We start from the raw sequence: 25,020 nt of genomic DNA on the forward strand, positions 1-25,020 counted from the left end.
GACGGCGTGCGAGGCGGTCCGTAGCCTCGCGGCATGACCGCCTTACGAGATCGTCTCGGTCAACCGAACGAAGCTCCCGTCCGAGAGTTGGAAGCGCACCCAGCGCATCCGGCTCGGCTGGATGGGCATGTCCTGCTCCACCGACGCGCCGGTGTCGAACTCGACCGCGCCAGGCGCCGGCTCGTACCAGCCGAGCGCGTCGAGCTGCGCCTCCTGCGCCACGATCTCCGGCGTCGCGTAGCACCACAGCGCGCGTCCGATCAACTCGGAGCGCGGCAGCCGGCAATGGTGTTCGCGACCGCGCGACATCGCCAGCAGGCGATGGCTCAGGTCGCAGATCAGGTGCACCGCGCCCGGCGCGCGCTCGACGAGGCGTCCCAGTTCGAAGTCGGCGGCGCTGTCCAGTCGCGCGGCCATCAGCCGACGCAGCGTCTGCTGCTCGTCCAGCGAGGGCGCGGCGAGGCCCGATTCCCACCGCGACACCGTCGTCTGCGACACGCCCAGTTCGGCGCCGACCGCGCCCTGTTTCAAGCGGCGCAGCGTGCGCCATTGACGCAGGCTGCGGCCGAGCTGGCGGGCATCGCAGGAGAGCAGCGGCGAATCGTTCATGACGGAAAGGCAGTCGGACGCAATGACGCGGTTGAAGACGAAGACGAAGACGAGGGATCGATGATCAGGACAATCGGCACCGGAGGACCGAAGTGAGGATTCTGCTGTACTACCTCTGCGGCGTGTTTGCCGCGGCGCAATTGGGCAAGCTGGCGGCGCTGTCGCCGCCGATCGCGCGCGAGCTCCAGCTCGGGCTGGCGGCGATGGCCGCGTTGACCTCGCTGCTCGAAGTCTGCGGCGCTACGTTGGGCGGCGCGGCGGGCCGCTGGCTGCCGCGTCTCGGCCTGAAGCGCGCGCTGGCGGCGGCGGTGCTGGCGCTCGCCGTCGGCTCGGCCGCGGCGGGATTCGCCCAGGGCCTGGCCCTGCTCGCGCTGGCGCGGCTGATCGAGAGCCTGGGCTACCTCGCGATCGTCGTCGCCGCGCCCGTGCTGATCGCCCGCGCGGCCGAGGGTCGACGCCAGGCCGCCGCGATGGCGCTCTGGAGCACCTTCCTCCCGGTGGGCATGGCGATCGGCGCCTGGGCCTATGCGCACGCGGCGGGCTGGGCCGGCTGGCGGCCCGCGCAGGCGCTGAGCGTCGTGGGCGGCGTGCTGTTGTGGATCGGGCTGTGGGCGATCCGCGTGGACGACGACCCGCACGCCGTCGAATCCCGTCATCCACCGGGTGCGACCGGCGCGCTGCTCTGGGCACTGGTCGCCGCCTTCGGCGCGTACGCGATCGCGGAGGTGGGCCTGCTTGCGCTGCTGCCCAGCCTGCTCACGCAAGGCGGCATGCCCTTGAGCACCGCCGGGACCTGGACCGCCGCCGCCGCGCTGGCCAACGTGCCCGCCAGCGCGCTCGGCGCGTGGCTGCTGCGGCGGCACGGCGCGCTGTCGCGCGCGCTCGCCGTCGGCATGGCGATGTCGCTGGGCGTGTCGGGGCTGCTCTATCTCGGCGTGATGCGCGACGGCGGCGACGCCACGTGGCAGGCGGCGCTGGCCATCAGCATCAACGCCGCATCGGGCGTATTCCCGAGCCTGGTCTTCGCGCTGCTGCCGCTGGCCGCGCGGACGCCCGAGCGCCTGTCGCTCGCCAGCGGACGGCTCACGCAGTTCGGCGCTTCTGGCGCGTTGCTCGGGCCGCCGCTGATGGGCACCGTCGTCGAACACTGGGGATGGAGCGCCGCGGGCGGACTGTCGCTCGCGCTGTCGGCGCTCGCGATCCCGCTGGCGCTCTTCGCCTGGCGGCGGCTTGCTCAGTCGTCGGACGAGAACCCGGACGCCGCCACGATCGGTCCCCACTGCGCACGTTCGGCGGCCAGCCGGCGCGCGTAGTCGGCCGGCTGCATCGCCAGCGGTTCGCAGCCGAGCTTGGCCAGGCCTTCGACCACCTGCTTCTCGCGCAACGCGACGCGGACCAGGTCGAAGACCTTGTCGACGACCGCGGCCGGTGTCTTCGGCGGCAGGAACAGGCCGTAGGTCTCGACGCCGATGATGCCCTTGAAGCCCTGCTCGCCGAAGGTGGGCACCTCCGGCGCGAAGCGCGAGCGCTCGTGGTCGGTGACGCCGAGGATGCGGATGCGACCGCCCGCGACGTAGGGCAGCAGGTCGCCCAGCAGGAAGCAGCCCGACGCGATCTGCCCGCCCATCAGGTCCTGCAGCCCGGGCGCGGCGCCGCGGTACGGCACATGCGTCAACGCGATGCCGGCGGCGCGCTTGAACTGGTCGCCGAGGAAGTGCGGCATCGCGCCTGCCGCGGGCGAGGCGTAGGACGACTGCTCCGGATGCGCCTTGGCCCAGGCGGCGAAGTCGCCCATCGTCTTCACCGTCGCCGGCACCATCGGCCCGACGCCGAAACCGCAGGTCGCGTTGGCCATCGGCGAGACCGCGATCGCGTCGGTCTCCGGCTTGTAGGCCAGCTTGCGGTAGACATGCGGATAGATCGTGAACATCGACGACGGACTCACCAGCAGCGTGCCGCCGTCGGGCGGCGCATCGCGCAGCGCGGTCACCGCCAGGCGGCCGCCAGCGCCGACGCGCTGCTCGACCAGCACGTTGTCGGCGAGACGTCCGCGCCAGGCTTCGGCGAGGCGCCGCGCGCTGACGTCCACCGAGCCGCCGGCCGGGAAGCCGACGAGGATGCGCGGCATCGCCGCGGTCTGCGCGCGCAGGGGTCCGGCCAGGCCGGCCAGGGCGGCGCCGACCAGCAGGCCGGCGTCGCGGCGGGTGAGCTTCCGATCGAGGTCGTTCATCGCTTGTCTCCGTCGTTGTTGTCTGTCGTGGCGATTTCCGCCAGGCGCTCCAGGTCCGCCTTCAGTCGCACGGCGCGATCGCCGAGGGCGCTCATCAGGCGCTCGTCGTGCGTGCGCACGCGGCGCTCCAGCGTCGTGAGCTGGCGCTTGCCCGCCGTCGTGAGGAACAGGCCCCAGCGCCGCGCGTCCTCGGCGTCGTCGCGGCGCTCCACCCAGCCGCGGCCGGTGAGCCAGTCGGTCAGGCGCAAGGCGCCGCTGCGATGCAGGCCCATCGCTTGCGCGAGCAGTCCCTGCCGCATGCCCGGATTGCGTCCGACGAGCACCAGCGCCGCGAAACGCTGCGGGCTGACGTCGAGCTCCGCGGTCGCGCGGTAGAAGTCCAGGTAGAGCGCGTTCTGGGCGCGCCGCAGCGCGTAGCCGAGCAGATCGTCCAGGATGCCGTAGTCCAGGCCGGGGACGGGCAGCAGCGGCGCCTCGGGCGGTTCCGCGACGGGGTTCGACGACTTGGTCCGGCTCATGCGGATCAGCTTAGGTACTGTTGCATAGAGCAACTATCTCGCTTACCCTGACTTGATCGGTTCCCCATCGACATCCCACGACGCCTGGAGACTCCCATGGCCCTCGACATCCTGATCGCCGGCGGCGGCATCGGCGGACTGACCGCGGCGCTGGCGCTGCAGCGCGACGGTCACCGCGTGACCGTCTGCGAAGCCACCGCGGAACTCAAGCCGCTGGGCGTGGGCATCAACCTGCTGCCGCACGCGGTGGCGGTGCTCGACGGGCTCGGGCTGATGCCGGCGCTGCAGGCGATGGCGGTGCCGACCTCGGCGCTGATCTTCGCCAACCGGCACGGGCAGACGATCTACGAGGACCGGCGCGGACTGGCCGGCGGCTACAGCCACCCGCAGTTCAGCGTGCATCGCGGCGAACTGCAGCTGATGCTGTGGCGCGTGGCGGTGGAACGGCTTGGCGCGGAACATGTCCTCAGCGGCTGGCGCACCACCGGCGCGCGGACCGAGGGCGACGGCGTGGTCGTGCACGGGACGGACGCCAACGGCGCCCCGGTCGAACGGCGCGCCGATCTGCTGATCGCCGCGGACGGCATCCATTCGGCGATCCGCCGCCAGTTCCATCCCGACGAGGGCGCCCCCCGCTGGAACGGGATGATGATGTGGCGCGGCACCTCGCTCGCGAAGCCGTTCCTGGACGGACGAACGATGGTGCAGGCGGGCCACCGCCGCGCGAAGTTCGTCGTCTATCCGATCGCACCGCCGGGACCGGACGGGCTGCAATTGATCAACTGGATCTGCGACCGGCGTCTGCGCGAGGACGGTCTCGGCGGCGGCCTGACCGCGCCCGGTCGCGAGGACTGGAACAAGCCCGGCTCGATCGCCGACCTGCTGCCGACCTTCGGCGGCTGGCGCTTCCCGTGGCTCGACGTGCCCGGCGTGATCGCGAGCGCGACGCAGTTGCTGGAGTGGCCGATGGTCGACCGGGATCCGCTGCCGCGCTGGCGGCACGGCCGCATCACGCTGCTGGGCGACGCGGCGCATCCGATGTACCCGATCGGCTCGAACGGCGCGACGCAGGCGATCGTCGACGCCGAGGCGATCGCGCGGGCGCTGCGCGAGGAACGGCGCGTGGAGACGGCCCTCGACAGTTACGAAGCCGAGCGCCGGCCGATGTGCGCGCGCATCGTCGAACTGAACCGGCAGGAGGGGCTGGACTACATCCTCGACATGGTCGAGGAACGCGCGCCGGACGGCTTCGACCGGCTGGAGGACGTGATCGATCCGGCGGAGGTGGATGCGTTCGTCAAGCGCTACAAGGCGGCGGCGGGGCATCGGCAGACGGCGTTGGCGGACACGCCGGCAGGTGCGTCCGCGGCGTCCGCGCCGTAGCATCCGGAACCGCCCTGCTCATCTCGGTCACCCAGTCTCCTTGGATCGGGGACCGCGCCTGGATTTCATGCTGATTGAGGTGAGAGACGTCAGGCGACAGTCTTCGAAGAATCACCACCTTCCCTCACGAAGTTGCAGGAGTGGTGAATGTCCTCCTTGTTCAATGAGTTGCTGATGACCGCCGACCACTTCTTGCAGTGGCAAAACGATCAAGAGATCCTGCACGACCTCGTCGGCGGGAAGAAGTTTCCGCTGCCCGCTCGCGATCCCGCGTTCTTCCGGGTGCTGGTGAACGTCACGATGGCGGTGAAGCGCCACCTCGGCGACAGCGAACTGGCGTCGTCCATCCGTGGACAAGCCGTCGTGGTCGACGACTACACCGTCATCCATCCCGATGCGATCGTGGCGGCGCGCTTCGCGGCTCGCCCGGCACCGGTGCTCGTGTTCGAGTTGGTGGGCAGCGGGCCACGCGCCGCGGACATCGTGCGCCGCTCGGTCGCCGCCAGGCGGCTACCGACGGTACGTGAGCATGTCAGTGTCGACATGGCGGCGCGCGCCATCGAGGTCCGTCGCCGTGACGACGCCGGCCACTGGAAGACGCTCACCTTCAGCGAAGGCGAAATGGCCGAACTGGCGTCGATCGATCTCCGGCTCGACGTGGCGGCGGCGTTCAAGGGGCTGGACGCGCCGGACCCGAGGCTTTCCGGGCAGGAGTTCCTCGACTGGGACGCTGACGAAGACTGCAAGCACGAGTTCATCGACGGTCGGATCGTGTCGATGACCGGTGCCAAGTTCGGCCATGTGACGACCTGCATCAACCTCTCCACTGCGCTGAATATTCACCTGCTCAACACGCCATGTCGCGTTCTGATGGCCGATTTTCGTCTGCAAGGTGCCGGGCAGAACTATTACTTCCCCGATGTATCCGTCACCTGCGAACCCCTGACGGCGGACCACGTGGCGATGCAATCGCCGCTCTTGCTTATCGAGGTGCTTTCCAAATCGACTCGCGCGAAGGATCGCGGCGTGAAACGTGAGGAGTACCTCAGGATTCCATCGTTGCGGGAGTACGTGCTGGTGGACTGCGTGAAGCGTCGCATCGACATTCACCGCCGCGGTCCGGATGGCGCCTGGAGCCTGCACCAGTTCATCGCCGATGCGCCCCTTCGGCTGGAATCACTTGACCTGGAGATTCCTGCGGCCTTCGTGTTTGCCAATGTTCCGATGGCGGCTTGAGCCGCTCGTTATCGCGACAGGTCAGGGATGTCCGTGAGGTTGATCAACGTAGACGCGGGCGTCATCGCCAGTCTCACTCGTCCGCCCACCCCGTCCTCAACCACCTCGCCCAGTCCTCCCGACCGTTCCGAGAAGCGAGGCTCGCCATCGCTTCGTGGTCGTAGGGCACGCTGATCGATTCGGTGCGCCAGCCCCGCGTGGTCCGCTCCACGATCGCGTAGCGCGCATCGGGCGAGCCGTTCTCGGCGACATAGCGGATCGGATGATCGTCGTCCCAGGCCTGAAGGCCGACGCTGCCGGGATTGACCAGCCACTGGCCTCTCGCGCTGCGCAGCACGCGCGGGATGTGCGTGTGGCCGCAACAGACCAGCATCGAGGCTTGATCGCCGATGCGATCGGCGATCTCCGGCGCCGTCGCCATGCGCAGGCGCGGTCCGTCCTGCGTGTCGAGGAAGTACTCGATGTCGCTGCGCGGCGTGCCGTGGCAAAGGAAGATTTCGTCGCTCAGCTGCATCGTCTTCGGCAGCGACCGGAGCCACACCAGTTCCACCTCGCCCAATTGCTCACGCGCGAAGCGGTCGGACTCGCCGCCCGGCTTCTCCGCCGTGATCGCGAGCAGTTGACGTTCATGGTTCCCGGCGATCGTCGGCCAGTTCTGGGCCATCAGGTACTGCGCCGTCTCCAACGGCTGCAGCGGGCCGGACAGGATGTCGCCGAGGTTCACGATCTGGTCCACGCCCCGTCGCCGCGCATCGGCCACGACGGCCTCCAGCGCCAGCAGGTTGCCGTGGATGTCCGACAGCAGGGCGATGCGCATGGCGGCTTCGGAGGTGGCAGCGCGAACTGGCGTTCAGCCCGCCAGTTGCCGCGCGTGATGCGCCAGGTGATCGTCGATCACGCTCGCGATGAAGTAGTAGCCATGGTCGTAGCCCTCATGACGACGCAGCGTCAGCGGCTGCCCGATCGACGCGCACGCCGACTCCAGCGCTTCCGGGTACAGCTGCTCGACGAAGAACTTGTCCGCCAGGCCTTGGTCGACCAGGATGCCGTGCGGATACGGCGCGCGCTTCTGCGCCTGGATCAGCGCGCTCGCGTCGTGCGCGGGCCAGGCATCGCGGTCCTCGCCAAGGTAGCCGGTGAAGGCCTTCACGCCCCAGGGGCAGCGGCTGGGCGCCGCGATCGGCGCGATCGCCGACACGGACGTGAACGCGCCCGGATGCCGCAGCGCCAGCGTCAACGCGCCATGGCCGCCCATCGAGTGGCCCGCGATGCCCGTCTTCGACGCGTCCAGTCCGAGCGCCTTCTGCACCTGCGGGATCAGTTCCCGCATCAGGTAGCTCTCCATGCGCCAGTGCGTCGCCCACGGCGCCTGCGTCGCATCGAGGTAGAAGCCCGCCGCGACGCCGAAGTCCCACGACGCCGTCGCGCCCGGCAGCGCGCTCACCGCGTCGCCGCGCGGACTCGTGTCCGGCATCAGCAGCGCCAGGCCCAGCTCCGCCGCCTTGCGCTGCGCGCCTGCCTTCATCGTGAAGGTCTCCTCGTTGCAGGTCAGCCCCGCGAGGAACACCAGCAAGCCCTTCACCGCCCGCGCGCCGCCCGGCGGCAGGTACAGCGCGAAGCGCATCGGCAGGCCGATCTCGGCCGAATCGTGGCGATGGAAACGCTGCACGCCGCCGAAGCTCGCGTGCTCGCTGATCAATTCGAATGTCATGTCGATGTCCCGGAACGGGCCGCGCTCAACGCGCCGCGGCCATCGCCGCTTCCAGCGCGTCGATGAACACGGCGCCGACGTCGAAGCCCGTCTGCTCCATGATTTCCTGGAAGCAGGTCGGGCTCGTGACGTTGAGCTCGGTCATCCGGTCGCCGATCACGTCCAGTCCCACCAGCAGCAGGCCGCGCGCCGCGAGGATCGGTCCGAGCGCTTCCGCGATGCGGCGGTCGTCGTCCGTCAGCGGTTGCGCGACGCCCTTCCCGCCCGCGGCCAGATTGCCGCGCACCTCGGTCCCCTGCGGGATCCGCGCCAGCGAGTACGGCACCGGCTTGCCGCCGATCAGCAGGATGCGCTTGTCGCCCTTGACGATCTCCGGCACGAAGCGCTGCACCATCACCGACTGCGCGCCGTTCTTGTTCAGCGTCTCGATGATGCTGCCCAGGTTCAGCGCATCCGCCTTGACGCGGAAGATGCCCATGCCGCCCATGCCGTCCAGCGGCTTCAGGATGATGTCCTGATGATCCGCGTGGAAGGCGCGGATGGCCGCCGCCGAGCGCGTCACCAGCGTCGGCGCGATGAACTGCGGGAACTCCAGGATCGCGAGCTTCTCCGGATGGTCGCGCAGCGACGCGGCCTTGTTGAACACGCGCGCGCCTTCGCGCTCCGCCTGCTCCAGCAGATGCGTGGCGTAGAAGAACTCCGAATCGAAGGGCGGATCCTTGCGCATCAGCACCGCGTCGACGTCGGCCAGGGCCAGGTCTTGCGTCGCGGTCACGTCGTGCCACACGGCCAGCTTGGTGCCGGCCTGGCTGGCGACGGCCTCCGGCGTCAGCGTCAACCGCTGCGCCGCATGCGCCGTCACGCGTCCGCCGCTGACCCACAGCAGGTCCGGCACTTCGCAGACCCAGAGCTCGTGGCCGCGCCGGGCGGCCTCGCGCATCATCGCGAAGGTGGAGTCCTTGTAGGTGTTGAAGGTCGACAGCGGATCGGCGACGAACAGCAGTTTCATGGGCAAGGCTTTCAGCAAGGAACTCAACGAGTCCGGAAGTGTTGCACCAAAAGAGAAACCGCACCGGCGACCACGCCCCAGAACGCCGAACCGATGCCCAGCAGGCTCAGCCCTGACAGCGTCACCAGGAAGGTCAGGATGGCGGCGTCGCGGTGGTGCTCGTCCTTCAGCGCGGCGGACAACCCGCCGGCGATCGTGCCCAGCAGCGCCAGGCCGGCCACGGCGGCGATCAGCTCACGCGGGAAGGCCGTCAACAGCCCGACGACCGCGCCGCCCGCCAGACCGATCGCGAGGTAGAACACGCCCGCCATCGCTGACGCCATGTAGCGCCGCGCCGGATCCTCGTGCGCTTCGCGCCCCATGCAGATCGCCGCGGTGATCGCCGCCAGGTTGAAGGCATAGCCGCCGAAGGGCGCGAAGACGATGGACGCGAAGCCCGTCGCCGCGATGCTCGCCGACACCGGCGTCTGGTAACCCGACGCCCGCTGCGCCGCCACGCCGGGCAGGTTCTGCGAGGCCATGGTCACCAGGAACAGCGGCAGCGCCACGCCCACCAGCGCGGTCAAGGAGAACGACGGCGTGACCCAGACCGGCGTCGCCCAGTCCCAGACGACGGCCTCCAGATGCAGCCGCCCCTGCGAGGCCGCGACGACGATGCCGGCCACCAGCACCAGCGGCGTCGCGTAACGGGGCAGGAAACGGCGCGCCAGCACATAGGTCAGCGCCATCGTCAGAACCATCGCCGGCGCGGTCTTCGTGGCCAGCACGGCATCCAGCCCGAAGCGCGCGAGCACGCCGGCCAGCAGCGCGGACGCGATCGCGATCGGGATGCGGTCCATGATCCGTTCGAACCAGCGTGTCGCGCCGGCGATCAGGATCAGCACGCCGCAGACGATGAACGCGCCGACGGCTTCGGACATGGAGATGCCGGACACGCCGGCCAGCAGGGCCGCGCCGGGCGTGGACCAGGCGGTCAGCACCGGTTGCCGGGTCCACAGCGACAGGCCGAGGCTGGTCAGCCCCATCCCGAGCCCGAGCGCCCAGATCCAGGAGCTGGTCTGGGCCGGCGTCGCGCCCAGCGCCTGCGCGGCCTGGAACACGATCGCCACCGAACTGGTGAAGCCCACCAGCACCGCGACGAAGCCCGCGACCACGGCGGACAGGGACAGGTCTTTCAGCCAGCGATTCATGACCGCCAGCATAGCGACGCCCGCGTCAGATCTCGACCTTCGACCCCAGCTCCACGATCCGGTTCGTCGGCAGATGGAGGAAGTCCGCCGCCGCCGCCGCGTTGCGGTGCATGCTGGCGAACAGCTTCTCGCGCCACAGCGCCATGCCTGACCCGATCGTCGGGATCACGATGTCGCGCGACAGGAAGTAGCTGGTCTCCATCTCGTCCAGATGCACCCCGCGCTGCTCCAGCAGCTTGAGCGCGTCCGGCACGTCGGGTTCGTTCTTGAAGCCGAAGTGCAGGTTGACCTGCCAGCAGTCGTTGTCCAGGCTCTCGACCTCGACCCGCTTCTCGAAGCCGATCCACGGCACCTCGTGATGCTTGACGCTGACGAACAGGTTCTGCTCGTGCAGCACCTTGTTGTGCTTGAGGTTGTGCAGCAGCGCGTTGGGCGTCACGCCCACCTCCGCCGACAGGAACACCGCGGTGCCCTGCACCCGCGTGGGCGGGTTGATGAACACGGCCTCGAGGAAGCTCTTCAGGTCGATCGCGTCCTCGCGCAGCTTGTCCGACAGCAGCCGGCGGCCCTGCTTCCACGTGAGCATCAGCGTGAACATGCCGAAGCCGATCAGCAGCGGGAACCAGCCCCCGTGCGCCACCTTCAGCAGGTTGGACGCCAGGAAGGTCGCGTCGATGACGAAGAACGCCCCCGTGGCCAGCACGCACAGCCACAGCGGATAGCGCCAGCCGAAGCGGATCACGAAGAAGGTCATCACCGTGGTGATGGTCATGTCGATGGTCACCGCCACGCCGTAGGCGCCGGCCAGCTTGCTCGACGACTCGAAGAACGCCACCGCCACGACGACGAAGGCGAACAGCCCCCAGTTGACGAAGGGCACGTAGATCTGGCCGATGTCACGCACCGACGTGTGCACGATGCGCATGCGCGGCAGCAGCCCCAGCTGCACCGCCTGCTTGGTCACCGAGAACGCCGCCGTGATCAGCGCCTGCGAGGCCACGATCGCCGCCAGCGTCGCCAGGATGAAGAGCGGGATCTCCGCCCAGCTCGGCGCCAGCAGGAAGAACGGGTTCTTGATCGCCTCCGGGTTGTCCAGCAGCAGCGCGGCCTGGCCGAAATAGTTCAGCGTCAGCGCCGGCATCACGAAGCTGTACCAGGCGATGCGGATCGGCTGCTTGCCGAAGTGGCCCAGGTCGGCGTAGAGCGCCTCGCCGCCGGTCACCACCAGCACCACCGCGCCCAGCGCGACGAAGGCGACCCAGCCGTAGTGCGTGCAGAAGTCGACCGCCCACATCGGGTTGATGGCCTGCAGCACATGCGGGTTGCCGACGATCTTCGGGATGCCCAGCAGGGCCAGCGTGGTAAACCACACCAGCATCACCGGCCCGAAGGCCTTGCCCACGCCGCCGGTGCCGAAGCGCTGCACCGCGAAGAGCCCCGCCAGCACCACCAGCGAGATCGGCACCACCGCGTCGTGGTACTGCGGCGCGTACACCTCGATGCCCTCGACGGCCGAGAGCACCGTCATGGCCGGCGTGATGACCGCGTCGCCGAAGAAGATCGCCGTGCCGAACAGGCCCACGAGCATCAGCCCGCGGCGCAGCGACGGCTTCTCGCGCACGGCCGTCGTGGCCAGCGCCAGCATGGCGATCAGGCCGCCCTCGCCGTTGTTGTCGGCGCGCAGGATCAGCAGCACGTACTTGAAGGAGACCACGACGGTCATGGTCCAGAACAGCAGCGACAGCACCCCGAGGATGTTGTCGTGCGTCATGGGGACGTGCGCGCCGTGGAAGACTTCCTTCAGCGCGTACAGGGGACTGGTGCCGATGTCGCCGTAGACGACACCGAGGGCCCCGACGGTCAGGCCGGCCAGGGCGGCAGGCGTGCGGGGCGCGTGGTGTGAACTCACAAAGGTCGCGGCAGCCGCCCGGGCTGCCGGAAGTCGAAAGCGCGTATTGTCTGCCTTCCGTTGTGCAGTGCGTCAATGCCCCCCGCCACCGTTGCGGGGCGGGGGTTGACGGCGCTCACTGGAACACGTAGCTCGCCCCCAGGTTGAACCGGCGGCCCAGCACGTTGGACGCCCCGCTGTCGTAGTAGCTGAACACGGTCGGGATGCCGTTGGCGCGGTCGTAGTCGTTGGTGACGTTCATGACGCTGGCCGACAGCGTCAGGCCCTTGAAGCCGCTGTACGAGGCGCCCAGGTCGATCGTGCGGTCCCGTCCCACCCGGCAGCGGTTGAGGTTGCTCAGGAAGGCCCTCTGCGCGGCGGTCAGCGACGAGCACACCGTGCTCGACAGCGGATCCGCGTGGTTGAAGCGGATCCAGCCCCGCGCCCGGTCGGTGTCCCACTTGAAGGTCGCGCTGGCGCGGGTCTTGGAGATGTCCGACGTGGTCGTGCCGACCTGGTGCTGCACCTCCTGGCCCTTCACGACCAGCTGGTCATAGCGCGCCGTGTAGGTGCCGTTGACGTTCATGCTGAACTTGCCCCAGGCCATCGCCGGCAGCCGGATGTTGAGGTCGTAGTCGATGCCCGAGGTCTTGGTCCACTCGTTGTTGCCGTACTGCCGCACCAGCATGATGATCGGACCGCTGTTGGCCACGCCCGGCAGCCAGGTCTCGGGATTGGGATCGCGCACCACCTGGATGTTCCCCGAGCTCGGGTTGGCGTTGTAGTCGTCCATGATGTCCACGCCGCGCTGCGAGCGGATCTCGTTCTTGCGGTGGAAGTACCAGCCGTCGATCGCCAGGTCCGCGTACTTGCTCGGCGTGAAGATCATGCCGGCGGTGAACGAGTTGGACTTCTCCGGCTGCAGGTTCGAGTTGGCGCTGATCACCGTCGGGATGCTGCCCGGGCTCGTCGTGCCGGCCGGGACCGCGGTGAAGCCCAGCACGTTGCAGTCGCGGTTCACCGACACCGGCGCCTTGCTGACCGGCGCGTTCGGGTTGCTGGTGTCGCAGCGCAGGCTGTCGAAGACGCGACGCTCCTGGAAGCTGTGGAAGGACAACGCGAACGAGTTGCCGATCTGCGAGATCGCCGGCGCGCGGAAGCCCGTCGCCGCCGTGCCGCGGAAGACCATCAGCGAGGGCAGCGCCGTCCACTTGAAGCCGGCCTTGCCGGTGGTGCTGTTGCCGAAGTCGTCGTAGTGCTCGTAGCGCGCCGCGGCCTGCAGCTCCAGCTGCTTGACCACGGGCAGGCTCAGTTCGGTGAACGCGGCATACGACTTGCGGCTGCCCGAGGCGCCGTTGGCCACCAGGCCGATGTAGTCGCCGGTGCCGTAGACATCGTCGGGGATGGCGTCGAGCTTCTCCTTGCGCAGCTCGGTGCCCACCGCGATCGCGGCCGGGCCGCCCGGCAGCTGGAACAGCTCGCGGCTGCCGCGCAGGTCCCAGGACACGAGCTGCGACTTGCCCTCGTTGTACGCCGTCGACGACACGCTGTTGATCGCCTCCTGCGAGTTGGTCTTGCCGAAGCGGTAGGTGCCGTTGGCGATCGCCGCGTTCAGCAGCGAGCTGCGCACGCGGCCTTCCTGGAAGCGCTCGTTGTTGTTCTGGCTCACCAGGATCGCGGTGTCGAAGTCCCAGCCGAAGGCGGTGCCCTCCAGGCCCGCCGTCAGGCGCGTGGAGCGCAGGATGTTGGTGTCGCCCGTGGGCAGGTCCTCGAAGCGGTAGATCAGCTGCACGGCCTGCGAGTTGGCCTGGCCGTTGGTCGGGTTGTCCGGGTGGCCGACGGGCAGGATGATGGCGTTCTGGCGCAGGAAGCTGCCGTCCAGCTTGGGCCAGGTCGTCGCGACCGGATTGCCCGAGGTGACCAGCGACGTCGTCAGCGCGTAGGGCACGCGCTGCTCGGTCGTCTTGGTCTTCGAATACATCAGGTCGGCATACGCGGTCAGGTCGTTGTTGATCGCGAAGGTGCCGCGCACCATGCCGCTCTGGCGGTCCTGCTTGGCGATGAGCTCGTCCGCGTCGTCGAGGCTGAAGCGGCACAGGCCCGTCGGCAGCGAGCCGGTCGTGGGCAGGAAGCCGCCGGGCCGGTTCGGCACACCCTGGCCGACGGTCCGGTCCGCCGGGCAGCCCGACATTGTGCCCAGGTAGTTCGCGCCCGACAGGCTGTTGTTGGCGACGTTGATGCCGCCGATCGGGGTGGAGCCGGTGAGGCTGGTCGGCACGCGGTAGTAGTTGCCGTAGAAGGACGCCGACGAGTCCGGCGTGAAACGCGCCAGCGAGCCGTTGGAGGTCAGGTACTGGTTCTGCAGCGCGAGATTGCCGCGGTCCTTCAGCTCGTTGGCCATGACGCTGTCGCGCTTGGAGACCTCCAGGCCGCCGAAGACGTTGAAGCGCTGCGTGTCCAGGTTGCCGAAGCCGAAGGTGATCGCGCCGTTCTTCGTCGCGCCCACGCCCTTGTCGTTGGCGCCGTAGGAGGCGCTGCCTTCGATGCCCTGGTAGTCCTTGCGCAGGATGTAGTTGACGACGCCGGCCATCGCGTCCGACCCGTACATCGCCGAGGCGCCGTCCTTCAGGATGTCGATGCGCTCGATCGCTTCCTTGGGGATGGTGTTGACGTTGATCATCGTGCCGCGGCCGAAGTTCACGTCCACCGCCGCGACCGGCGCGGTGCGGCGGCCGTTGATCAGGATCAGCGTGCCTTGCGAGCCGAAGCCGCGCAGCGAGATCGTCGACACGCCGCCGACGAAGCCCGACGCCGCGCCGTCGCCGATGGAGCCCAGGTCGACGGCGGAGTTCGCACGCAGCAGCTCCTCGACGTTGGCATATCCGGAGTTGCGGATCTCTTCGCGCGTGATACTTTGGACGACCGACGGGGTCTCCTTGTCGGTGCGCTTGATCAGCGTGCCGGTGATCTCGACGCGCTCCAGCTTCTTCGAGTCATCGGCGGACGCGGGCGCGGCCGCCGATGCGGCCGATGCTGCCGATGCGGGGGCCTGCTGGGCGTGCGCCTGGCTGGCGAGCGCTAGCGCGACGGCAGCCGCGATCTGCACGGGCTTCAGCGGACGCTGACCTTGCGGATGAGAAATTCGACGGACCATGGAAAGAAGACTCCTGTGACGTGACTCGGGGAGAACTCGGGGACAACTCGGGGACAACTCGGGGAGGCGGGGTCACGGTAAGGAGCGGCGTCTTTCGGCCCATGATGCTTTGTGATGGATCTGTGAAAGTTTGGTTATGAATGCGTCGTCGACATCCCCCGAAGCTGCGGAACACTTCGTCATGCGACGCATGTCGCTGCGGCACGCGCGGGTGTTGCTGGCCCTCAACGACACAGGCAGCATCAGCGCTGCCGCCGATCAGCTGCACGTGACGCAGCCCGCGGTGAGCAAGACGCTGGCGGAGCTGGAGCAAGGGCTGGGACAAACCCTGTTCGTGCGGCGCGGACGCAACATGCAGCCCACGCCGCTGGGGCGCCGGTTGCTGACGCTGGCGCGCAAGCTCGATGCCGACCTGCAACGCGCCGCGGGGGACGTCGCCACGATGGTGCGCGGCGCGTCCGGCGAGGTGCGCATCGGGGCGACGAACGCATCGCTCGCACGTTTGCTGCCCGTGGCGATCACCGCGATGAAGCGCGAGAACCCCGGCGTGACGCTGAGCATCCGCACGCATGCGCTGCGCTCGCTGTTCGCGGAATTGCTGGCGGGAACGCTGGACCTCGTCGTCGCGCGCGCGATGCCCCAGGACGAGCCCCTGGGACTGGCGCGCGTGTCGCTGCGGTCTCAGCCCGAAGTGCTGACCATGAGTGCGCAGCACCCGCTGGCGCGCACGCCCAGGCTGAGCTGGGAAGTACTGGGCCAGCAGCGCTGGATCTGGCAGCTGCCGGGCACGCGCACACGGACCTTGATGGACCGGCTCTGGCAGGAGATGGGCCTCGCGCCGCCCACGGACCTGATCGAGAGCGGCGACGCGATGCTCGCCCTGGGCCTGATGCGCGAGATGCCGCTGGTCGCCGTCATGCCGCACGACATGGCCATGGCCGCCGCCAAGCAGGAGGTGGTCGTGATCCTGCCGCACGCGGTGGATCTGGGACTGGGCCCGATGAGCGTCTGGCACCTGCCCGACACGCAGGTCGAGGCGGTCGACCGGTTCCGGCAACTGCTGGTGGAGGCCGCGGGTTCGGAGGGGGGCAAGACCTGACCCGCGAGCCGCCCGGCCGGAGACATCGGACGAACATCAGGCCGACATCGGGTCTACATCAGGCGAGCGGCGGAACCTGGGTGGCCGCATGACAACTGAGCCTCGCAACCATGAGGTGGTCTCATGGATTGGAGCTCTTCATGACGTTCCCCGTTCCCGCATCCACCGCCGGCCCCGTGATCGACCCATCACGCGTGCCGCTCATCGAATCCGGCCCGCCAGGGGCGCTGCTCGAGCCCGCCTTCGTCACACGCCTCCTGAAACGCCCCATCCGGTTCGCCCCGCGCCCTCCGCGCCCGGTCCCACTGCCGCGCATCCGCGCAAAGTCGACCAAGAGTTATCGGGCCCCTGAGCCGCCGAAAGCCTCTGCCGATGCTCTGCCGCCACGACCCCCTTCGCCCACGGAGGCGTCCAGGGCGGCCTTCCAACCGGTGCTCGAGGAGCTCAAGGCGCGCGCGGAGCTCAAGGCATCGACATCGCCCGACTCAGACCGGCTGCCTGACGGCCCGATGGCACGACTACTGGAGAGCGCCGCCGCGCCGGCCCGGGCAGCAGCGTCACGCACCCGCTTCGGGCGCCTCAGGGATCGCGTGGCGGACGCCATCCCGGCGCCGCTGCGCCGGGCGTGTCGCGCCGTGATCGACAGCCTGCGTTCGTGCGTCGTCCGGCCTCAGGCCTAGTCCTTCAGGCGTAGTCCTCGGCATCCGGATCGGTCGTCTCCAGCTCGTAGCTGGCCGCGAGCATCGCGAGGCGGCCGATCACGCCGTACATGTAGAAGCGGTTGGGCGCGCTGGCGCCGGGCTTCTCGCCGGGCGCGGGCAGGTGCGACGAGTGCGCGAAGGCCAGTGGCACGTAGCTCGATCCCGGCGCGTTGAGGTTCTCATCCTCGGCGCGGTCGGCGTGCACGCGGTAGAAGCCGCCGACGACGTAGCGGTCCATCATGTAGACGACCGGCTCGGCGACCGCCTCGTGCATGCGCTCGTGCGTCACCACGCCTTCCTGCACCAGCACCTGCGACAGCGCGGGCACGCCTTCCAGCTTGGCCAGCTTGTCGCGCGCCTTGATCGCGAGCACATCCAGGTCCTTCGCATCGCGGATCGTCATCACGCCCAGGCCGTGCGTGCCGGCGTCCGGCTTGACGACGACGAAAGGCTTCTCCTGGATGCCGTATTCCTTGTACTTGCGGCGGGTGCGCGTCAGCGTCGCGTCGACCTGCGCCTGCAGCGCGTCCAGCCCGGCGCCCGTCGCGAAGTCCAGCCCGTCCACCGCCACCGAATGCGGATAGATCAGCCACGGGTCCATGCCCAGCAGCTTGGCGAACTTCTTCGAGACTTCCTCGTAGGCGCGGAAGTGCTGGCTCTTGCGGCGCTGCGCCCAGCCCGCGTGCAGCGGCGGCAGCAGGTACTGCTCGTGCAGGTGCTTGAGCACGTCCGGGACGCCGGACGACAGGTCGTCGTTCAGCAGGATGGTGCAGGGATCGAAGTCCTTGAGCATCAGCCGCGAGCGCTGGCGGACCAGCGGCTCCAACGTCAGCGCGTTGCCGTCCGGCAGCGCGACCGTGGTCGGCTCCTTGACGGATTCGTCCAGCGAGCCCAGCCGCACGTTCAGCCCCGCCATCGAGAAGATGCGGACCAGCGTCGCCAGGTTGGACAGGTAGAAGCTGCCGCGGTTCTTCGCTTCCGGGACCAGCAGCAGGTTCTTGGCCTCGGGGCAGATCTTCTCGATCGCCGCCATGGCCGCCTGCACGGCCAGGGGCAGCATCTCGGGCGTCAGGTTGTTGAAGCCGCCCGGGAACAGGTTGGTGTCCACCGGCGCCAGCTTGAAGCCGGCGTTGCGCAGGTCCACCGAGCTGTAGAACGGGGGCGTGTGCTCCATCCACTCGAGCCGGAACCAGCGTTCGATCGCCGGCATCGACTCCAGGACGCGCTGCTCCAGTTCATTGATGGGCCCGGTCAGGGCGGTGATGAGATGAGGGACCATGATGGGCAGCGGACGCCAGAAGGCGGACCAGAGGGGGTATGACGATTCTAGGCATGCGCAACTGGGGGCGGAATGCCGTAACGCAAGGGGAGGCGTACCGCATACGAACTCAAGTTCACCGCCGGCAACTCATGGAAGCCCTCACTGCGCGAACCCCCATGCCGTCTCTCCGCCCGCTCTGCCTGTCCAGCCCCGCCACGACCGCGCCCGATCCGGTCGACGGGCCCAAGGTCGACGACACCATGGTGGTCGTTCCCGACTACCGGCGGGGAGATCGCCTGCACCTGGCGCTGGACAGCAGGATGGGAACCCCCGGGCCGGAGGGTGGCACCGGAGAGGTGTGGCGCGCACCCACCGGCGCGGAGCTGTCGAAGCGCACCGCCCCCCAGGCCGGAAACGATGAGCCACTCCCCGGCCACCTCGTGGACGACCGCACCCTGGTGCTCGCCGCGCCGCTGCGCACCGACGCGAGCCGCATCCGCCTGATCGGCGCCCTCATGGAACACAACGTCGGCCTGATCGTCGACCTGAGCACCGGACAACCCTGGCTCCGCGAGCCGCACGGACTGTCCGAGAACTGGCAAGGTCGGCTGCCTTGCGGACATGGCGCCAAAGTCTGGCGGCTGGACACTCCCGGGGAACGAGGCACGCCGTCCTGCGCCGAAACGCTGAGGCTCGAGCTCTCGCTGGACCTGTCGGTGCCGGCCGGGAGCCCACCGACGCGGGGACAGCGGGCCGAGATCGACGTCCTCGAACTGACCACGCCGCTCGATCGCGACCTGCTGCCCGCGGAAGACGCGGAGGACCTCGTCCAATTCTGCCGACGCTTCCGCGAGGAGTTCCCGTCCGAGCGGATCGCCTTCCTGAGCGTCGATGGGCTCGGACCCGCCATCGCGCTGGCCGGCGCGGAACGCCTCTGCAAGGACCGGGAGGCGGACTGGCCGTCGTCTTCGCAACAGGTGGAGGAGCGCATCCTCCAACACGCTCGCGACCTGCGCGAACGCTGCGGACCACTCGCGATCCAGCCCAATGAACTGACCACGATGGCGGATCTGGCCGAGCGTCTTTCCGTCGAACCCCGGACAACGCCGCGCTGAACGGCCCGAAGTGGCGCTCGCCGGTCAAGCGCGAGCCAGGGTGCCGCACGCGAACTCAAGTTCCCGGGTGACAACTCATGAGCCTCCTCACCGCCTGGAGGCGCCATGCCCATCTCCGACTACCTTCCGCAACCCGTCCTCGACCTCGCCGGCTGGTGCGGCCTCGCCGGCGAACCCGAGATCGGACGGCAAGCGCTGCCGGACTGGTACATCCGTCACCACCGGGATGCCGAGCTGCTGTGCGAACGCGCCTGGGAGAAGCGTGACCCTCGCGCACCGTCGGACATGATCAAGGGCCGGGCCACGACGCTCATGGGACCGCCCGGGAGCGAGCGCGATCGCGCCCAGCTCGCCCTGCTCTTCAAGGCAGGTCGCGTGGGCCTGGTGGTGGACATGGTTCCGGGCCAGGACAACGGGCGCCTGCCCCGCAACGACCTCGGGGTCGACGGCGAATTCCGCCGCGACGGCGAGGTGAAGGTGACCGTCGACAGCTGGGTGGTGCCGCAGCAGCGCGGACTGCCGGACGGGCTGGACATGTCCCGGCTGTGCCTGAAACTCCAGTCGCGGACTCCCGGGACGACGGAAGCCTCAAGCACGACCCTGGAGATGGATCTGCTGCAGGTCACCGCCTTGCCGGGACAGGGTGCGTGGTCTCCCCAGGTCGCGCTGGCCGTGGTCCGGCATTGCGCGGCCTTCCGCGACGCCGCCAGCGCGCAAGCGCCCGGAGACCGGAGCGACACGCTGGCCGTGCTGACCCGTGACGGCGCGCCGCAGCCGCAGATGCTCGCGGACGCCGAACGGTTGCACGCCCGCTGGCGGGCGGGCGATCGCCCGCCGCTGACCGAGGTCTCGGTCCAGGACGCCATCGTCGGCATCCTGCAGGAGTATCCGCAAGGTGAGGCACCTCGACCGATCGCGACAGAGCGGGCCATCGCCCTGCTCGGGCTGGCGGAGGAACTGCTGAAGCTGCCTCCGCCGCCGCGCCGATATCAGGCCCCGTAACCCCCGCCGCCGGGCGTCCGGATGACGAAGACGTCGCCGGGCGCCATCTCCACCTGACCGATGTGGCCCAGGACCTCGATCCGGCCGTCGGCGCGCTCGACGACGTTCTCCCCCATCGCACCCGGCAGGCCGCCGGCCATGCCGAAGGCGCCCGAGGTCCGCCCGTTGCTCAGGATCGAGGCCGTCATCGGCGTCAGGAAGCGGATGCGGCGCTCGCCGCCCTCCCCGCCGCGCCAGCGGCCCGCGCCGCCCGAGCCTTGACGGATCGCATAGCTGTCCAGCCGCACCGGGAAGCGGAACTCCAGCACCTCGGGATCGGTGAGCCGGGAGTTCGTCATGTGCGTCTGCACCACCGAGGTCCCGTCGAAGCCGGGTCCCGCGCCCGAACCGCCCGAGATCGTCTCGTAGTACTGGTGCGTCGCGTCGCCGAAGGTGAAGTTGTTCATCGTGCACTGGCCGGCCGCCATCACGCCCAGCGCGCCGTACAGCGCGTTGGTGACGCACTGCGAGGTCTCCACGTTGCCCGCGACCACCGCCGCCGGGAAACGCGGGTTCAGCATGCAGCCTTCGGGCACGATCACGTCGATCGGCTTCAGGCAGCCCGCGTTCAGCGGGATCGCGTCGTCGACCAGCGTGCGGAACACGTAGAGCACCGCCGCCATCGTGATCGACTTGGGCGCGTTGAAGTTGTTGGACTGCTGCGCGCTGGTGCCGGTGAAATCGACCGTCGCGCGCCGCGCCGCCGCGTCCACGGTGACCTTCACCTGGATGCGCGCACCGTTGTCCAGCGGCAGCGTGAACGCGCCGTCCTTCAGCACCGAGATCACGCGCCGTACCGAGGCTTCGGCGTTGTCCTGCACGTGCTGCATGTAGGCCTCGACGGTGGCGCGGCCGAACTGGACCACCATCGCCTGCAGCTCCTGCACGCCCTTCTCGTTGGCCGCCACCTGCGCGCGCAGGTCGGCCAGGTTCTGCGCCGGATTGCGGCTCGGATGCGGGCCGGATCGCAGCAGCGCCTGCAGCTCCGCCTCGCGCAGCCGGCCCTGCTCGACCAGCTGGAAGTTGTCGATCAGCACGCCCTCCTCGCCGATGTCCTTCGAGAACGGCGGCATCGATCCCGGCGTGATGCCGCCGATGTCGGCGTGGTGGCCGCGGCTGGCGACGAAGAAGCCCGGCGCCGCGTCGTCCTCGTCCAGGAACACCGGCGTCACGACGGTGATGTCGGGCAGGTGCGTGCCGCCGTGGTACGGGTCGTTGAGCACGTAGACGTCGCCGCGTTTCATCGCGGGGTTGCGCTCGATCACCGATCGGATCGACTCGCTCATCGAGCCCAGGTGCACCGGCATGTGCGGCGCGTTGGCGATCAGCTGTCCCTGCGCGTCGAACAGCGCGCAGCTGAAGTCCAGCCGCTCCTTGATGTTGACCGAATGCGCCGTGTTCTGGAGCCGCAGGCCCATCTGCTCGGCGATGTTCATGAAGAGGTTGTTGAAGACCTCCAGCACGACCGGGTCGGCCTCGGTGCCCAGCGCGCGCGTGCGGGTGCGGTCGCGGACGCGCGTCAGCAGCAGGTCGCCCGAGGACTGCAGCTCGGCGCGCCAGCCGGCGTCGACGACCGTCGTCGCGTTGCGCTCGGCGACGATCGCCGGACCGTCGATGCGGGCGCCAGGCTGCAGCGACTCGCGGTGATGGAGTTCGGCGTCGCGCCAGCCCGCGGGCGACTCGTCGGCCAGGCAGTACATGCGCACGCGCTCCAGCGGCTCGGGGCGGTGCGTGCTGGCGATCGCGGCCTCGACGGGGGCCTCCAGCGACGCGCCGGCGGCGAGCGCCTCGACCGAGACCGCCTCGATCACCAGCGCGCGATCCGGCATCAGGAAGGCGAAGCGGCGGCGGTAGGCCTGTTCGAACGCTTCGCGGATGGCGGCGATCGCCGCCGCCGCCGAGCCGTCGAGCGGCAATGGGCAGGTCAGCGCCGTGTCGGTGCCCTGGTAGCGGACCTGCGCGCGCGCGATGGTGCGCAGCGCAGCGGCGGGCACGCCTTGCGATTCGAGTTCGCCGCCGGCCTGCGCCGCCAGCGACGACGCCGTCTCGCGCGCGGCGGACAGGCCGTCGGCATCGAGCGCGCGCTCGATCGAGGCCTCCCGCATCGCGGTCTGGTCGGCCAGACCCATGCCGTAGGCGCTGAGCACGCCCGCGAACGGATGCGCCAGGATGCGCGTCATGCCGAGCGCGTCCGCGACCAGGCAGGCCGCCTGGCCGCCCGCGCCGCCGAAGCACTGCAGCGTGTAGCCGGTGACGTCGTAGCCGCGCGCGACGGAGATGCGCTTGATCGCGTTCGCCATCGCGCCGACGGCGATCTGCAGCGCGCCGGCGGCGGCGTCCTCGGCCGTCATCGGCTTGCCCGCGGCGGACATCTGCCCGGCGAGCTCGTCGAAGCGCGTCTTCACGACCTCGCCATCGAGCGGCTCGTCCGCGCCCGGCCCGAAGACCTTCGGGAAATGCGCCGGCTGGATGCGGCCCAGCATCACGTTGGCGTCCGTGGTCGCGAGCGGACCGCCGCGGCGGTAGCTCGCGGGCCCGGGGTTCGCGCCGGCCGAGGCCGGTCCCACGCGCAGCCGCGCGCCGTCGAAGGCGATCACCGATCCCCCGCCCGCCGCCACCGTGTGGATGCTCATCATCGGCGCGCGCATGCGCACGCCGGCGACCTCGGTGTCGAAGGCGCGTTCGAACTCGCCGGCGAAGTGGCTGACGTCGGTCGAGGTGCCGCCCATGTCGAAGCCGATGAGCCGGTCGTGGCCGGCCGCCTCCGCCGTGCGCACCATGCCGACGATGCCGCCGGCCGGTCCGCTGAGGATCGCGTCCTTGCCCTGGAAGCGGCGCGCCTCGGTCAGGCCGCCGGAGCTCTGCATGAAGAACAGCCGCACGCCGGGCATCTCGGCCGCCACCTGGTCGACGTAGCGCCGCAGGATCGGGCTGAGGTAGGCGTCGACCACGGTGGTGTCGCCGCGCGGGATCAGCTTCATCAGCGGACTGACCTCGTGCGAGACCGAAATCTGCGTGAAGCCGATCTCCTGCGCGAGGCGCTTGGCGGCGAGTTCATGCGCCGGCGCGCGCCAGCCGTGGAGGAACACGATCGCGCAGGCGCGCAGACCGGCGTCGAAGGCGGACTGCAGGTCGACGCGCAGCGCGTCGTCATCGAGCGCGGCGATGGCCACGCCCTGCGCATCGACGCGCTCGTCGGCCTCGACCACGCGCTCGTACAGCAACTCGGGCAGCTGGATGTGGCGCTCGAAGAGCTTGGGCCGCGCTTGCGTCGCGATGCGCAGCGCGTCGCGGAAGCCGCGCGTGGTCACCAGCAGCGTGCGGTCGCCGCGGCGCTCCAGCAACGCGTTGGTCGCGACCGTCGTGCCCATCTTCACGCAGTCCACGCGGTCCGCCGTGATGGGCTCGCCGGCCTTCAGACTCAGCAGGCGGCGGATGCCCTCGACCGCCGCGTCGCGGTAGTGCTCCGGGTTCTCCGACAGCAGCTTGAGCGTCTGCAGCGTGCCGTCGGGCGCGCGTCCGACCAGGTCGGTGAAGGTACCGCCGCGGTCGATCCAGAACTGCCAGCGATCGGGGGAAGGAGTGGCTTGCATCATGAGGTCCAAAGCGTTCATTCAGGCGGCTGCGGGCGCGAGTTCGCGTCCCCGGGTTTCAGGCAAGGCCAGCGCCGCGACGATCACCAGACCGTAGCAGAGCGCCGCCATCCATCCCAGGGTCTGACCCAGCGGGTACTGGGTGCTGAAGCTGCCGATCAGCGCGGGACACGCCGCGCCGAGCGCCCGTCCGATGTTGTAGCAAAAGCCCTGGCCCGACCCGCGCACGTCGCTGGGGAACAGCTCCGCCAGGAAGGCGCCCATGCCGGAGAAGATGCCCGACAGGAAGAAGCCCAGCGGGAAGCCCAGCACCAGCATCAGGCCGTCGGTGATCGGCATCTGCGTGTAGGCCAGCACCAGGATGCCGCCCATCAGCGCGAACAGCATGAAGCAGCGGCGCCGGCCGATCGCGTCGCAGAGCCAGGCGCTGGTCAGGTAACCGGCGAAGGAGCCGGCGATCAGCACGAGCAGGTAGCCGCTGGTCCCCAGCACCGACAGGTGGCGCTCGGTCTTGAGGAAGGTCGGCAGCCAGGTCGTCACCGAGTAGTACGCCCCCTGCATGCCGGTGGCCAGCAGGCTGGCGAGCACGGTGTTGCGCAGCAGCGCCGGCGAGAAGATCCGCAGGAAGTTGGCGCGTTCACCGCGGGCCTTGGCGCGCGCCTGTTCGGCCAGGTAGACCGGGGGCTCGTCGAGGTTGCGGCGGATGTAGAGGATCAGGAGGGCCGGCACGATGCCGATCCAGAACAGCACCTTCCACGCGGTCTCCGGCGGCAGCACCGAGTACAGCCCCCAGAACGCCACCGCCGACGCCGCCCAGCCGATGGCCCAGCTGCTCTGCACCAGTCCGGCGGCCTTGCCGCGGTGCTTCGCCTTGATCGTCTCGGCGATCAGCACCGAGCCCACCGCCCACTCGCCGCCCATGCCGAAGCCCTGCATCGCGCGGGTGAAGAAGAGCTGCTCGAACGAATTCGTGAAGCCGCTGAGGAAGGTGAACAGCGCGAACCACAGCACCGTCCACTGCAGCACGCGCACGCGGCCGAAGCGGTCCGCGAGCACGCCCGCCGCCCAGCCGCCGATGGCCGAGGTCAGCAGCGCGCCGGTGGCGATCGCGCCGGCCTGGCCCTTGCTCATGCCCCAGGCCGCGATCAGCGTGGGGATCAGGAAGGTGTAGATCATGTAGTCGAAACCGTCGACGCCGTAGCCGGCGAAGGTCGCGACAAGGGTGCGCCGCTCGGTGGGCGTGGTGTCTCTGAGCCACATGGTGTCGTTCCTTTTTTCAGGC

General features: G+C 69.5%; 18 protein-coding genes. 6 read left to right on the forward strand and 12 right to left on the reverse strand.

The features are described from left to right. Positions 1–42: 42 nt before the first annotated feature. A complete protein-coding gene (locus tag ABE85_RS21120) occupies positions 43–609 on the reverse strand; it encodes a helix-turn-helix domain-containing protein (protein ID WP_067279248.1) in 567 nt (188 codons plus the stop codon). Between the two features lie 92 nt (positions 610–701). Here ABE85_RS21120 and ABE85_RS21125 point away from each other — a divergent pair, with 92 nt between their 5' ends. Next, positions 702–1,922: a CynX/NimT family MFS transporter gene (locus tag ABE85_RS21125; protein WP_067279252.1), complete on the forward strand. Its 1,221-nt coding sequence runs from the start codon at positions 702–704 to the stop codon at positions 1,920–1,922. Here the strand turns inward: ABE85_RS21125 and ABE85_RS21130 are convergent. Together ABE85_RS21130 and ABE85_RS21135 are read right to left on the reverse strand one after the other, a co-directional pair. Further along, complete coding sequence (locus tag ABE85_RS21130; protein ID WP_067279255.1) at positions 1,844–2,839, reverse strand: Bug family tripartite tricarboxylate transporter substrate binding protein; 996 nt, start codon at positions 2,837–2,839, stop codon at positions 1,844–1,846. The genes ABE85_RS21125 and ABE85_RS21130 overlap by 79 nt on opposite strands. Next, a complete protein-coding gene (locus tag ABE85_RS21135) occupies positions 2,836–3,357 on the reverse strand; it encodes a MarR family winged helix-turn-helix transcriptional regulator (protein WP_067279258.1) in 522 nt (173 codons plus the stop codon). Before ABE85_RS21135 ends, ABE85_RS21130 begins: the two co-directional genes overlap by 4 nt. Positions 3,358–3,453: 96 nt before the next feature. Between ABE85_RS21135 and ABE85_RS21140 the strand changes: the two genes are divergently transcribed. Together ABE85_RS21140 and ABE85_RS27125 are read left to right on the forward strand one after the other, a co-directional pair. Continuing rightward, on the forward strand, positions 3,454–4,740 hold the full coding sequence (locus ABE85_RS21140) for a flavin-dependent oxidoreductase (RefSeq protein ID WP_067279261.1): 1,287 nt from the start codon (positions 3,454–3,456) through the stop codon (positions 4,738–4,740). A gap of 147 nt (positions 4,741–4,887) precedes the next feature. Next, entirely contained in the window at positions 4,888–5,976 is a 1,089-nt protein-coding gene (locus tag ABE85_RS27125) for a Uma2 family endonuclease (RefSeq protein ID WP_082938817.1), read from the forward strand. Between the two features lie 73 nt (positions 5,977–6,049). Here the strand turns inward: ABE85_RS27125 and ABE85_RS21150 are convergent, their stop codons facing one another. The 6 genes from ABE85_RS21150 to ABE85_RS21175 form a co-directional block, all read right to left on the reverse strand. Further along, complete coding sequence (locus ABE85_RS21150) at positions 6,050–6,793, reverse strand: metallophosphoesterase (protein ID WP_067279265.1); 744 nt, start codon at positions 6,791–6,793, stop codon at positions 6,050–6,052. Positions 6,794–6,826: 33 nt separating this feature from the next. Continuing rightward, positions 6,827–7,687, reverse strand: coding sequence for an S-formylglutathione hydrolase (fghA, locus tag ABE85_RS21155; protein ID WP_067279268.1), 861 nt, complete (start codon positions 7,685–7,687; stop codon positions 6,827–6,829). Between the two features lie 25 nt (positions 7,688–7,712). Beyond that, the gene (gene gshB, locus ABE85_RS21160; RefSeq protein ID WP_067279272.1) at positions 7,713–8,696 is read right to left on the reverse strand and encodes a glutathione synthase; all 984 of its coding nucleotides are present in this window, start codon (positions 8,694–8,696) and stop codon (positions 7,713–7,715) included. 23 nt (positions 8,697–8,719) lie between these two features. After that, positions 8,720–9,886, reverse strand: a complete 1,167-nt coding sequence (locus ABE85_RS21165) for a benzoate/H(+) symporter BenE family transporter (protein WP_197507101.1) — start codon at positions 9,884–9,886, stop codon at positions 8,720–8,722. A 25-nt stretch (positions 9,887–9,911) separates the two neighbouring features. Further along, positions 9,912–11,795: a potassium transporter Kup gene (locus ABE85_RS21170; RefSeq protein WP_067279280.1), complete on the reverse strand. Its 1,884-nt coding sequence runs from the start codon at positions 11,793–11,795 to the stop codon at positions 9,912–9,914. A gap of 115 nt (positions 11,796–11,910) precedes the next feature. Continuing rightward, complete coding sequence (locus ABE85_RS21175; RefSeq protein ID WP_067279283.1) at positions 11,911–14,928, reverse strand: TonB-dependent receptor domain-containing protein; 3,018 nt, start codon at positions 14,926–14,928, stop codon at positions 11,911–11,913. Between the two features lie 181 nt (positions 14,929–15,109). Between ABE85_RS21175 and ABE85_RS21180 the strand changes: the two genes are divergently transcribed. After that, positions 15,110–16,027: a LysR family transcriptional regulator gene (locus ABE85_RS21180; protein WP_197507103.1), complete on the forward strand. Its 918-nt coding sequence runs from the start codon at positions 15,110–15,112 to the stop codon at positions 16,025–16,027. A gap of 684 nt (positions 16,028–16,711) precedes the next feature. On the opposite strand, the gene gshA is transcribed toward ABE85_RS21180, so the two are convergent. After that, a complete protein-coding gene (gshA, locus tag ABE85_RS21185) occupies positions 16,712–18,007 on the reverse strand; it encodes a glutamate--cysteine ligase (protein WP_067279290.1) in 1,296 nt (431 codons plus the stop codon). 131 nt (positions 18,008–18,138) lie between these two features. Here gshA and ABE85_RS21190 point away from each other — a divergent pair, with 131 nt between their 5' ends. Together ABE85_RS21190 and ABE85_RS27745 are read left to right on the forward strand one after the other, a co-directional pair. Then, on the forward strand, positions 18,139–19,104 hold the full coding sequence (locus tag ABE85_RS21190) for a hypothetical protein (RefSeq protein ID WP_157522719.1): 966 nt from the start codon (positions 18,139–18,141) through the stop codon (positions 19,102–19,104). A 105-nt stretch (positions 19,105–19,209) separates the two neighbouring features. After that, positions 19,210–20,106, forward strand: a complete 897-nt coding sequence (locus ABE85_RS27745) for a hypothetical protein (RefSeq protein WP_067279296.1) — start codon at positions 19,210–19,212, stop codon at positions 20,104–20,106. Here the strand turns inward: ABE85_RS27745 and ABE85_RS21200 are convergent. Both ABE85_RS21200 and ABE85_RS21205 read right to left on the reverse strand, forming a co-directional pair. Next, on the reverse strand, positions 20,094–23,759 hold the full coding sequence (locus tag ABE85_RS21200) for a hydantoinase B/oxoprolinase family protein (protein ID WP_231993151.1): 3,666 nt from the start codon (positions 23,757–23,759) through the stop codon (positions 20,094–20,096). The two genes, ABE85_RS27745 and ABE85_RS21200, sit on opposite strands and share 13 nt — an antisense overlap. Then, the gene (locus ABE85_RS21205) at positions 23,760–24,998 is read right to left on the reverse strand and encodes an MFS transporter (RefSeq protein WP_067279299.1); all 1,239 of its coding nucleotides are present in this window, start codon (positions 24,996–24,998) and stop codon (positions 23,760–23,762) included. It abuts the gene before it with no gap. Positions 24,999–25,020 lie beyond the last annotated feature (22 nt).

The organism is Mitsuaria sp. 7 (assembly GCF_001653795.1).
Classification (GTDB): Bacteria; Pseudomonadota; Gammaproteobacteria; order Burkholderiales; family Burkholderiaceae_C; genus Roseateles.

Bases quoted from the DNA above. Each gene is read 5' to 3' on its own strand.
- ABE85_RS21130 (WP_067279255.1), bottom strand. From the start codon at position 2,839: ATGAACGACCTCGATCGGAAGCTCACCCGCCGCGACGCCGGCCTGCTG.
- ABE85_RS21135 (WP_067279258.1), bottom strand. From the start codon at position 3,357: ATGAGCCGGACCAAGTCGTCGAACCCCGTCGCGGAACCGCCCGAGGCG.
- ABE85_RS27125 (WP_082938817.1), top strand. From the start codon at position 4,888: ATGTCCTCCTTGTTCAATGAGTTGCTGATGACCGCCGACCACTTCTTG.
- ABE85_RS21150 (WP_067279265.1), bottom strand. From the start codon at position 6,793: ATGCGCATCGCCCTGCTGTCGGACATCCACGGCAACCTGCTGGCGCTG.
- ABE85_RS27745 (WP_067279296.1), top strand. From the start codon at position 19,210: ATGCCCATCTCCGACTACCTTCCGCAACCCGTCCTCGACCTCGCCGGC.
- ABE85_RS21180 (WP_197507103.1), top strand. From the start codon at position 15,110: ATGCGACGCATGTCGCTGCGGCACGCGCGGGTGTTGCTGGCCCTCAAC.
- ABE85_RS21190 (WP_157522719.1), top strand. From the start codon at position 18,139: ATGGAAGCCCTCACTGCGCGAACCCCCATGCCGTCTCTCCGCCCGCTC.
- ABE85_RS21140 (WP_067279261.1), top strand. From the start codon at position 3,454: ATGGCCCTCGACATCCTGATCGCCGGCGGCGGCATCGGCGGACTGACC.
- ABE85_RS21205 (WP_067279299.1), bottom strand. From the start codon at position 24,998: ATGTGGCTCAGAGACACCACGCCCACCGAGCGGCGCACCCTTGTCGCG.
- ABE85_RS21120 (WP_067279248.1), bottom strand. From the start codon at position 609: ATGAACGATTCGCCGCTGCTCTCCTGCGATGCCCGCCAGCTCGGCCGC.
- fghA (WP_067279268.1), bottom strand. From the start codon at position 7,687: ATGACATTCGAATTGATCAGCGAGCACGCGAGCTTCGGCGGCGTGCAG.
- ABE85_RS21175 (WP_067279283.1), bottom strand. From the start codon at position 14,928: ATGGTCCGTCGAATTTCTCATCCGCAAGGTCAGCGTCCGCTGAAGCCC.
- gshB (WP_067279272.1), bottom strand. From the start codon at position 8,696: ATGAAACTGCTGTTCGTCGCCGATCCGCTGTCGACCTTCAACACCTAC.
- ABE85_RS21200 (WP_231993151.1), bottom strand. From the start codon at position 23,759: ATGAACGCTTTGGACCTCATGATGCAAGCCACTCCTTCCCCCGATCGC.
- gshA (WP_067279290.1), bottom strand. From the start codon at position 18,007: ATGGTCCCTCATCTCATCACCGCCCTGACCGGGCCCATCAATGAACTG.
- ABE85_RS21165 (WP_197507101.1), bottom strand. From the start codon at position 9,886: ATGAATCGCTGGCTGAAAGACCTGTCCCTGTCCGCCGTGGTCGCGGGC.